Annotated in this window: 7 protein-coding genes; 6 read left to right on the plus strand and 1 reads right to left on the minus strand. The window is 67.4% G+C overall.

Annotation, left to right across the window (positions count from 1 at the left end; all coding sequences use genetic code 11):
- Window positions 1-420: 420 nt before the first annotated feature.
- The 4 genes from dnaK to VP06_RS26200 all read left to right on the plus strand — a co-directional run bounded on the left by dnaK (window position 421) and on the right by VP06_RS26200 (window position 7,367).
- Complete coding sequence (gene dnaK, locus VP06_RS26185) at window positions 421-2,340, plus strand: molecular chaperone DnaK (protein WP_048466744.1); 1,920 nt, start codon at window positions 421-423, stop codon at window positions 2,338-2,340.
- Between the two features lie 337 nt (window positions 2,341-2,677).
- Window positions 2,678-3,847: a molecular chaperone DnaJ gene (gene dnaJ / locus VP06_RS26190; RefSeq protein ID WP_048466745.1), complete on the plus strand. Its 1,170-nt coding sequence runs from the start codon at window positions 2,678-2,680 to the stop codon at window positions 3,845-3,847.
- 198 nt (window positions 3,848-4,045) lie between these two features.
- A complete protein-coding gene (locus VP06_RS26195; RefSeq protein ID WP_048466746.1) occupies window positions 4,046-4,690 on the plus strand; it encodes a class I SAM-dependent methyltransferase in 645 nt (214 codons plus the stop codon).
- Window positions 4,691-5,486: 796 nt separating this feature from the next.
- Window positions 5,487-7,367, plus strand: coding sequence for a calcium-binding protein (locus tag VP06_RS26200; protein WP_053082041.1), 1,881 nt, complete (start codon window positions 5,487-5,489; stop codon window positions 7,365-7,367).
- Between the two features lie 76 nt (window positions 7,368-7,443).
- Here VP06_RS26200 and VP06_RS26205 read toward each other — a convergent pair whose 3' ends face one another.
- The gene (locus VP06_RS26205; RefSeq protein WP_048466747.1) at window positions 7,444-8,493 is read right to left on the minus strand and encodes a hypothetical protein; all 1,050 of its coding nucleotides are present in this window, start codon (window positions 8,491-8,493) and stop codon (window positions 7,444-7,446) included.
- Between the two features lie 223 nt (window positions 8,494-8,716).
- Between VP06_RS26205 and VP06_RS26210 the strand changes: the two genes are divergently transcribed.
- Both VP06_RS26210 and VP06_RS26215 read left to right on the plus strand, forming a co-directional pair.
- Window positions 8,717-10,033 (plus strand): replication-associated recombination protein A, encoded by a 1,317-nt coding sequence (locus tag VP06_RS26210; protein ID WP_048466748.1) that lies wholly within the window; start codon window positions 8,717-8,719, stop codon window positions 10,031-10,033.
- 104 nt (window positions 10,034-10,137) lie between these two features.
- Window positions 10,138-10,968: a ParA family protein gene (locus tag VP06_RS26215; protein WP_048466749.1), complete on the plus strand. Its 831-nt coding sequence runs from the start codon at window positions 10,138-10,140 to the stop codon at window positions 10,966-10,968.
- Window positions 10,969-11,175 lie beyond the last annotated feature (207 nt).

Here is an 11,175-nt window from a genome sequence, read left to right on the forward strand (position 1 = left end):
GGGGAGGGGGCGAACGGGCTGCATCAGGCTCCAGGCGGACGGCACGGGGCGAAGGGCGACGGGACCGACGTCCCGCACGGCCCTGGGGCGAAATCCTAGCACGGGCTCCGTGGCACGGGCGTGGCACGGCCGCAACATTGTCGTGGCGCCTTGACCATGGGCCGGGAGGCCCGGCCGCCGGCGCACAGACGCCTCCGAGCCGGCGCGAATCACGATGCGCAGGCCGGCCCGCCTCGCCTTGCGGCCCCGAAACGGCCTTCTTATATCCGGCTCGGCGCGGTCAACTCCCCTGCTTGCCGGGCTTCCGGCGAGGCGCGGTCCGGCCCGCCCAGGCTCAAACCACTCCACAAGTACCGCCATGGGCCGAGCTGCTTCGGGGCTCGGCGGTCTGCTTAAAAAACACCAACGAGGGATCCCACCATGGGTAAAGTGATCGGCATCGACCTTGGCACCACGAATAGCTGCGTGGCCGTGATGGAAGGCACGCAGCCCAAGGTCATCGAGAACGCGGAAGGCGCGCGCACCACCCCGTCGATCGTCGCCTTCACGGATGACGGCGAGCGGCTCGTCGGCCAGCCGGCCAAGCGCCAGGCGGTGACGAACCCCGAGCGCACCTTCTTCGCCATCAAGCGTCTCATCGGCCGCACCTACGACGACCCGATGACGCAGAAGGACAAGGGCCTCGTGCCCTACAAGATCGCCCGCTCGAACGGCGGCGACGCCTGGGTCGAGGCGGATGGCAAGACCTATTCGCCGTCGCAGATCTCCGCCTTCACGCTTCAGAAGATGAAGGAGACCGCCGAGTCGTATCTCGGCCAGCCGGTCACCCAGGCGGTCATCACCGTCCCGGCCTATTTCAACGATGCCCAGCGCCAGGCGACCAAGGATGCCGGCAAGATCGCCGGGCTCGAGGTGCTGCGCATCATCAACGAGCCGACCGCGGCGGCCCTCGCCTACGGCCTCGACAAGAAGAAGTCTGGCCTGATCGCGGTCTACGACCTCGGCGGCGGCACCTTCGACGTCTCGATCCTGGAGATCGGCGACGGCGTGTTCGAGGTGAAGTCGACCAACGGCGACACCTTCCTGGGCGGCGAGGACTTCGACAACCGCATCGTCGAGTACCTCGCGGCCGAGTTCAAGCGCGAGCAGGGCATCGACCTGACCCGGGACAAGCTCGCCCTCCAGCGCCTCAAGGAGGCGGCCGAGAAGGCGAAGATCGAGCTGTCCTCGGCGACCCAGACCGAGATCAACCTGCCATACATCACGGCGGATGCGAGCGGCCCGAAGCACCTGGCGCTGAAGCTCAGCCGCGCCAAGTACGAGTCCCTCGTGGACGACCTGGTGCAGCGCACGATCGAGCCCTGCCGCAAGGCGCTCAAGGATGCCGGCGTCTCGGCAGCCGAGATCGACGAGGTGGTGCTGGTCGGCGGCATGACCCGCATGCCGAAGGTCCAGGAGCAGGTGAAGACCTTCTTCGGCAAGGAGCCCCACAAGGGCGTCAACCCGGACGAGGTCGTGGCGATCGGCGCGGCGGTGCAGGCCGGCGTGCTCCAGGGCGACGTCAAGGACGTGCTGCTCCTCGACGTGACTCCGCTCTCGCTCGGCATCGAGACCCTGGGCGGCGTGTTCACCCGGCTCATCGACCGCAACACCACCATCCCGACCAAGAAGTCGCAGGTGTTCTCGACCGCCGAGGACAACCAGAACGCGGTCACCATCCGGGTGTTCCAGGGTGAGCGCGAGATGGCGGCCGACAACAAGCTGCTCGGCCAGTTCGATCTCGTCGGCATCCCGCCGGCCCCGCGCGGCCTGCCGCAGATCGAGGTGACCTTCGACATCGATGCCAACGGCATCGTCAACGTGACGGCCAAGGACAAGGCGACGGGCAAGGAGCACCAGATCCGCATCCAGGCGTCGGGTGGCCTGTCCGACGCCGACATCCAGCGCATGGTGCAGGAGGCCGAGGCCAATGCGGCCGAGGACAAGAAGCGCCGCGAGCTGGTCGAGGTGAAGAACCAGGGCGAGAGCCTGATCCACGCCACCGAGAAGTCGGTGACCGAGCACGGCGACAAGGTTCCGGCCTCCGACAAGGCCGCGATCACCACCGCCATCGATGCCCTGCGCCAGTCGCTGGCCGGCGAGGACGTCGAGCAGATCAAGGCCCGCACCACCGACCTGATGCAGGCGTCGATGAAGCTCGGCGAGGCGATGTATGCGGCGAGTCAGGCCGCTCCGGACGCGGCCGCGGCCGGCGCCAAGCCGGGCGAGGCGAAGAAGGACGACGTCATCGACGCCGACTTCCAGGAAGTCAACGACAAGGACCAGAAGAAGCGGGCGTAAGACCAACGGTCGTCGACAACGACCTGTGGTTCCGGTCTCGCATTTTCGCCAAGGGTTCAGAATCCGGCCCAAGGTCCCGGATGTCTGGACCTGGCATCGAACGTGCGAGATCGATCAATGGTACGGTGCGCCAGCATCTTGGATCGGTGGCATGAAACGCCTTGAGGTTGCAGCACGGGTCTGAGATCCGTGCCGTGGAGAGGATGGCGGATCGGTCCGGTCCCCGGCGCGCGGAAAAACGGCGCCGGGGACCGGACGTGTCTGGACGGTGCCCGGCGGGCGGAGCCGGGGACAGGGATCTTGGCGGGTCTGGGGATTGGCGGGTCTGGGGACAGGAATGTCGAAGCGCGACTATTACGAGGTTCTGGGCGTCGCCCGGACGGCGACAGACGGTGAGATGAAGTCGGCTTTCCGCAAGCTGGCGATGGTCTACCACCCCGACCGCAACCCCGGCGACAAGGAAGCCGAACTCAAGTTCAAGGAGCTGAACGAGGCCTACCAATGCCTCTCCGACAGCCAGAAGCGTGCCGCCTACGACCGCTTCGGTCACGCCGCCTTCTCGCAGGGCGGCCAGGGCGGCCCCGGATTCGGCAACGAGTTCGGCGACTTCATGTCGGACATCTTCGACACGTTCTTCGGCGACGCCCGCGGCGGCGGCGGGCGTCCGGGCGGAGCGGCGGGGGGACGCCCGGGCGGCGGGCGCGAGCGCGGCGCCGACCTGCGCTACAACCTCGAGATCACCCTCGAGGAGGCGTTCACCGGCAAGACCGAGACGATCCGGATGCCGACCTCGGTCACCTGCGAGGTCTGCGCCGGTTCAGGCGCCAAGGCCGGCTCGAAGCCCAAGACCTGCCCGACCTGCGGCGGTTACGGCCGGGGGCGGGCTGCGCAAGGCTTCTTCGCCATCGAGCGCACCTGCCCGGCCTGCCAGGGCCGCGGCGAGATCATCGAGGATCCGTGCCCGGCCTGCGCGGGCGCCGGCCGGGTCACCCGGGAGCGCACCCTCTCGATCAACGTGCCGGCGGGCGTCGATGACGGCCTGCGCATTCGCCTCGCTGGCGAGGGCGAATCGGGCCTGCGCGGCGGGCCGGCGGGGGACCTCTACATCTTCCTGTCGATCAAGCCGCACCCGTTCTTCCAGCGTGACGGCGCCGACCTGTTCTGCCGCGTGCCGATCTCGATGGTGACGGCGGCGCTCTCGGGCGAGATCACCGTGCCGGTGATCGACGGCTCGCATACCTCGGTCCGTGTTCCGGCCGGCACCCAGACCAACAAGCAGTTCCGCCTCAAGGGCAAGGGCATGCCGGTGCTGCGCTCGCGCGATATCGGCGACCTCTACATCCAGGTCTTCGTCGAGACGCCGCAGAACCTGACCAAGCGCCAGCGCGAACTCCTCCAGGAATTCGACACGCATGGCAGCCAGGCCGACAACCACCCGGAGAGCGCCGGCTTCTTCTCCCGGGTGAAGGAGTTCTTCGACGGCCTGAGCGGCTCGGGCCGCGCCTGATTGTCGTCGCCGCAATCCGGGACCTACCGTGACGGATTAGGCCGATGAACCGAGCCTCCCGTTGCGCGTTCTCCCGCGCGAGTGGGATTGCAGGGCTCGCAGGTCTCGGGCGGGCGCGTCAGGCTTGACGGCAGCGCGCCTTTGAACGACAGCCGTTCGTCATCCCATCGTCTTTTGCGAGTTCAAGGGTTCTCGGTCTTGCCTTTGCCTCTCCGATCCAGGGCCAAAGCCGTCGCGGTCTCGAGCCCGCTGCCCCATCCGCAGCCGTCGAAGAAGCGCGACATCCTGGAGGACGAGGCGCGGTTCCTGCGCTCCTGGTTCGAACGGCCCCTGGTGACCGGTGCCGTCACGCCCTCGGGCCGGATGCTCGCCCGCACCATGGCCTCCTACGTCGATCCCCGCCTGCCCGGGCCGGTGATCGAGCTTGGGCCCGGCACCGGCCCGGTGACCGATGCGCTGGTGCGCCGCGGCATCGCCCCGGAGCGCCTGGTCCTCGTCGAGTACAACCCGGATTTCTGCACGCTGCTGCGCCGGCGCTTTCCGAAAGCCACGGTGATCCAGGGCGACGCCTACGACATCCGGGCCACCCTCGCGGGCGTGCTCGCCGAGCCGGCCTGTGCCACCATCTCGAGCCTGCCGCTCTTCACCAAGCCCCTGGAGCAGCGTCTCGACCTGCTGACGGCGGCCCACAACCTGATGCATCCGGACGCGCCCTTCGTGCAGTTCACCTACGCGGTGGTGCCGCCGATCCCGGCCAAGTCCACGACCTACACCGCCAGCCGCTCGAACAAGGTGTGGCTGAACCTGCCGCCTGCCCGGGTATGGGTATATCGCCGACCCTGACCGGGGACGCCGTCCCGGGTGGCGTCTGGGTGACACAAGACCGGCGGGGGACGTGCCGGGAAGTCGATCCGCTGCTTCCGCGTGACGGAGTGGCTTCGAGCGACGGAGGTCGGGCGTCGTGCCAGAGGAGGCCCGCCGCTCGTGACGGTGAGCGCGTAAGCGATGCCCTCGTATCTGCGGCCTTGCTTCCGGTGCAGATCGATTGTAGGCAAATAACATATCTTCCCTGATCTGAATTTAATATGATGTTTAGAAAAACAACTTAAGATAGGCCAAAATCATATAAATGGGCAGTTTTTTGTTTCTAGCGGCTTCTTGAGAAGCTCCCCGTTGCTTCGCTCCTCACCTGGGAGCTTGTTTGAGCGGTTTCGCGATCGATCTGGCGCACAGGCCGACATTGCTCCAGGCATTCCAAGTCTCGACGATGCCGAGACCCCGGGATCCATCACTGACGACTGTCAAGGATGACGGACAGCGTGGCACGCTTCGTCCTTCATAGTCCAAGTTTATGGATCCCCGGGTGCGCTGCGCGGCCTAGGGATCACGTCAAGGGTATCAGGTCGGCCGTATCACTCGAACAGGTTTTGAGAGTGGGCATGGGCCACTCCCAGGCTGAAACGCGCCATTGTGCACTGTCGGATTCTCGTCGGTGCAATCGTTAATGAAATGTCTTCGCAATTTATAATTGCAAGTAAATTTTCCTATCAACTTACAATCTTTACGTAATTTGTGGTATTGATTTGCTATTTTTTGCGAACTTATGTGAATTTAACACATCGCGAGCGGAGCTGTGGTCATGGGCATGTTCGACTATCGCCGATATTCCGTTGCGGAATCAGCCGAGCTGGCGAACACCTCGTTGGGGCTGGCGACGTTCGGCCAGCTCGATCGGATCTACGGGATCCAGGTCGCGTCGCTGGCCAACGGGTTCGGACAGGCCCTGCCGCCAGGAGCGACCGCCAACAAGACCAACGTCGCGCTGCCGGCCGGCTGGTCGGAGGTCGGACCCTCGTCGCTCGGCCTCGGTCCCGACGCGGTGGATTACGACGGCTACTACGTCATCGAGAGCCCTCTGACCGGCCGCACCTATTCAGGGCCGCAGGCGAAGATCTACGAGGAGCGCGACGTCCGCGGGCAGGTCACCCGCCTGTCCGTCATGTTCGCCGGCACCAACTCGCCCGTCGACCTGGCCGACTACCTCCAGCTCAACAGCGGCGAGATCGCGCCCAAGATGAACCCGCTGCTCACGGCGGTGCGCAACTATGCGATCGGCAAGGGGCTGACCGCCGATGACGTCATCGTCACCGGCTACTCGCTCGGCGCCGCCTATACCAATATCATGGCGAAATACGCCGACACGCTCGCCGGCGGCTTCTTCGCCAACAGCAACTACATCGCCCATGCCGTCCCCTACACCTACGAGGGCAACGACCGCGTCCTCAACATCGGCTACGAGAATGACGTCGTCCATCGCGCGGCCGGCAACTTCGATTCGCTCGGCGGCGCGGTGACGGCGGCTCCCGGGCTGATGGGCCAGGATTACGCCCTCGGATCCTCCACCGACAACCTGATCCTGTTCGGCGACGACTATGCCAATCCCGCCTGGCCCTACGGTCCCTTCGCGCTCTACAACATTCCCGGCGGCTGGGCGGCCCATGTCGCGGGCCTCACTTCGGATGCCGTGGTGCGGATCACGCAATCGGCCTTCTACGGCGAGACCGCGCGCGACAGCCTGGTGATCGTCTCCAACCTCACCGGCGCGACGCGCGGCGTCACCTGGGTCGAGGACCTGCACCGCCCGTCGGACCGGCACGACCATGTCGGGGATTCCGCCTTCCTGATCGGATCGCAATACGACGACCGGCTGCGTGGCAATGTCGGCAACGACTACATCGACGCCATGGCCGGCGACGACACGATCCGCCCGGGCGACGGGCAAAACCGGATCGAGGGCGGAAGCGGGACCGACACGCTCGAATTGTCGGGCACGATGCACGACTGGAGCGTGTCGCGCTTGGCGGATGGCACCACCGCCTTCTTCTCCAAGTCCTACGGCCTCGACATCGTTTCGGGTGTCGAGAACGTGACGTTCCTCGATGGGGGGATTCCTGGCCTGGGGCGCAGCTACGCGGTCGAATCCAATCGGCTGGAAGACCTGACCGGGAACGGCGTCTTCGAGTTCCTCGATCAGGACGTCGCCTATACGGGCGCCCAGCAGGGCAAGGCCGGAGACGACACGCTGACCGGATCGCGGGTTTTCGGTCTCGCAGGGAACGATGTCCTCACCGGGACGAGCGCGAGCGACCTGCTCTATGGCGGCGCGGGTGACGACCGGCTCGACGGGCGCGGCGGCAATGACGCCGTCTATGGCGGCGAGGGCAACGACTGGCTCACTGGCGGGGGCGGTCGCGACCTGCTCAATGGCGGACTCGGCGACGACCTGTTCGTGGTCGATGCGCGACAATCCGGACGCGTGACGATCGAGGATTTCCGTCTGGGGGACGTCGAGCAGGACCGGATCCGGATCGTCGGCAGCACGATCCGCAGCGAGGCGGAGCTGCGCAATCACGGTGAGCAGACGGCCGACGGGCTGCTGCTGCATCTGGGACCGGGCGACGTGCTGATCGAGCACGCGACCTGGAACACCCTGACGCCGGGCACGGTCTCCTTCGGCTGATCCCCGTGCTGGGCAGTTCGGAAACAGGAAAAGGCGTGGGGTCCCCGGACAGCCCTGGATGCCTGGGGGAGGGCGATTACGCCTTCTCCCACTGGCTCTCGATGATGGTGTAGACCTTGTCGCTGAGGTTGATGTCCATCTCGACCAGCCCGATCGTGTTCTTCACCCGGCTCAGGGTCTCGGCGAGTTGCAGCACCGGCTCCGGCACCCGGCGCTCGGGTACGGCCGGTCCTTCGAGCTTCAGCACGTCGGCGAGCATCGCCGTGTAGGCACCCCAGAAATGCTGGTGGCCGATGACGTGGAACCGCGACAGCGCGTCGATCGCCAGGGTCCAGTGCCCCGGCTTCATCGGCTCGCCCGGGAAGCCGCATGAGAGGTCGCGGGTCAGCGGGTTCTCCAGCCAGCCATAGGTCTCCAGATCGATGCGGTCGAAGCCCTTGCGCAGGGCCGAGACGCTGCCGAGGTCGAGCCCGGCCGCAAAGGCGCAGGGGCCCCGGAGGTGGTCGATGCGCCAGCTCTGGGCCGGGTCCTTGCCGATCTCCGCCATCCGGCGCAGCCACAGGATGCGCTTGGCCAGCTCCACGTAGGGATCGATGATCAGGATCGTCTTGACGTATTCGCCGGACTGGATCACGTCTTCGTAGCGCTTCAGCAGCAGGCTGCCTTGAAGGAACAGCGAATTGCTGTACTTGATGTCGATGATGCAGCGCAAAAGATCGAAATGGATGTCGTGAATCCCGAAATACGCCATCGCGAATTCCGGGAAGAGCATGTCGCGGGCCGCATTGTCCTGCTGGACCGTGTAGTCGAGGGCGAGGACGCGGGCCTGGCGGTGGGCGGCATCGCCGGTGTGCCGGTAGAGCAGGATGTTGGTGTCGGCATCGAAGATGTCGTAGCGCCCAGCCTGATCCAGGCCGGGGCAGCTCTCGCCATTGAGCTTGAAGCCGCAGATGCCGTGGGCATGCCAGCCGAACTCCTTCAGCTGTGGATAATGGACCCAGGCCTCGATCACGGCCTCCTGCATGCGGTCGATGACCACGCGGACGCGCGGCGTGCGGCGCATGTCGTCGGGGGCGATCCAGAGCTCGAAGCTCGCCGGGCCGACCACGTTGAAGTTGAATCGCATGCTGCTTGCTAGGCTGAAGACGGCGTCGCGGCAAGGCCGCGGCGAGCGCGCCGACGCGACCGGGGATCGCGGGGGGAGCCTAGCAGCTTCGGCAGGCGGGATCACCCAAGAGGAACATTCACGAGGGATCGCCCACAAGGGGCACCCGACGGGATCGGCGTTGCGGTGGGCGGTCGCCCCGGGGCCCCTTGCGGCCACGCGCCCGGCGGGTGTTGATGCGGCCATGTCCGACCTGTTCGCCACCGCCGGCCTCGACCGCGACGCGCCCCGTCCCCTCGCCGACATCTTGCGGCCGACGAGGCTGTCCGAGGTGGTCGGGCAGGAGCACCTGACCGGGGAGGGGGGCGCGCTGACCCGGCTCCTGCGCGGGCGCAACCTCGGCTCGCTGATCCTGTGGGGGCCGCCCGGCACCGGCAAGACCACGGTGGCGCGACTGCTCGCGGGCGAGACCGATCTGCATTTCGAGCAGATCTCGGCGATCTTCTCCGGCATCGCCGAGCTGCGGAAGGTGTTCGAGGCGGCCCGCGCCCGGCGGGCGGCGGGACGGGGCACGCTGCTCTTCGTCGACGAGATCCATCGCTTCAACCGCGCCCAGCTCGACGCCTTCCTGCCGGTGGTCGAGGACGGCACCGTCACCCTCGTGGGTGCCACGACCGAGAACCCGTCCTTCGAGCTGAACGCCGCACTCCTCTCCCGCGCCCGGGTCCTGGTGTTCCGCGCCCTCGACGCGGCGGCGATCGCCAAGCTCCTCGACCGGGCCGAGGCCGTGACCGGCCGGACATTGCCCCTCGAGCCCGAGGCCCGCGCGGTGCTGGTGCGGATGGCCGACGGCGACGGGCGCGCGGCGCTGACGCTGGCCGAGGAGGTCTGGCGCTCCGTCGGGCCGGGCGAGACCCTGGATGCGGCCCTGCTGCAGGAGCTGATCCAGCGCCGGGCGCCCATCTACGACAAGGCGCAGGAGGGGCACTACAACCTGATCTCCGCGCTGCACAAGACGGTCCGCGGCTCCGATCCCGACGCCGCCCTCTACTATCTCTGCCGCATGCTGGATGCCGGCGAGGACCGGCTGTTCATCGCCCGTCGCCTGGTGCGGATGGCGGTGGAGGATATCGGGCTCGCGGACCCGCAGGCCCTGGCGGTGGCGAATGCCGCCAAGGATGCCTTCGACTTCCTGGGCTCGCCGGAGGGCGAACTGGCGCTGGCGCAGGCGACGGTCTACCTCGCGACGGCGCCGAAATCGAACGCGGTCTACACCGCCTACAAGGCCGCGACCCGCACCGCCAAGGAGCACGGCTCGCTGCCGCCCCCCCGCACCATCCTCAACGCGCCGACCACGATGATGCGCAAGCTCGGCTACGGCGAGGGCTACCGCTACGACCACGACGAGCCCGACGCGTTCTCGGGCCAGGATTACTGGCCGGAGCGTCTCGGCCGGCAGCGCTTCTACGCACCGACCGACCGGGGCTTCGAGCGCCGGATCGCCGAGCGCCTGGACTGGTGGGACGTGCGGCGCCGGGAGCGCGCCGGAGAAGATTCGTGACGGTTATGTGAACAACCTGGACGATAGGCGTTGACGGTGTGCGCTCCCCTCGGTCAGCCTGCGGGAATGACAAGACACCTGTCCCTCCCACACGGTCCCGCTGGATGACGGCGCGGGTTCTCTCCATCGCCAACTGCAAGGGCGGCACCGGCAAGACGACCTCCACGGTCAACCTCGCGGCCGAGCTGGGCGCCCGGGGCTACCGGGTCCTGGTGGTCGATCTCGATCCGCAGGGCCATGCGGGATTGGGGCTGGGGGTGGCGGCCCGGCTCGGCTCGCCCAATGCCCATACGCCGCTGCTGCGCCGTCAGGCCGGCCTCGACGGCGCCGTGCAGGCTACCGACGAGGACAATGTCGCGGTGGTGCCGGCCGACCGGGCCTTCGACGGGCAGCTCGGCACCAGTGACATCCGGTGCTTCGCCGATGCCCTCGCCCCCTTGCGCCGCATCCACGACCTGGTGCTGATCGACGTGCCGCCTGCGGCGGCGGCCCTCACGGTCTGCGCCCTGATGGCGAGCGATGGCGTCGTCATCCCCACCACCCTCGATCCCCTCGGCCTCGAGGGCGTGCGGCAGTTCGCCCGCTCGTATCACGACACGATGCTACGGTACCGCGCCGCGCCCCTCGGGCTCGCGATCACGCCGATGCGGATCGACCTGCGCACCAATGTCGAGCGCGAGACGCTGGGCCAGCTCCGCACCGCCTTCGGGCCGGGCCAGATGGTGCGGGGCGTGCGGACCGACGTGGCGGTGAGCGAGGCGTTCGCCCGGCGCCAGCCGGTGCGGCGCACTCGTCCCCGCAGCCGCGCCGCCGAGGACTTTTCCAACCTCGCCGACGACCTGGTGCAGCGCTTCGGCATCGATTGCTCCGCCGCCTTCGCGGAACCGGCCTATGGCCGCCCGGAAGGTTTCGAGCGCGGCGTCTCCTGGCGATGACGGAAATCCTTTGCGGTGTCTGAACCCTTGGCGATGTCTGAACCCTTGGCGATGACGGGGAATGGTCCGGCGATCGCGCGGCGGCGGTGATCCGCCGGACGTGACGGACGGCCTTGCGGATGATACGAGCCGCCACATGACGAAGCCTCCTTCTCGCGGCGGTTCCGGGCGGTCACGGACCGGCCCGGGCGGCCCCGCCCCGGGCCG

Origin of the sequence: Methylobacterium aquaticum, assembly GCF_001043915.1 — a bacterium.
Classification (GTDB): domain Bacteria; phylum Pseudomonadota; class Alphaproteobacteria; order Rhizobiales; family Beijerinckiaceae; genus Methylobacterium; species Methylobacterium aquaticum.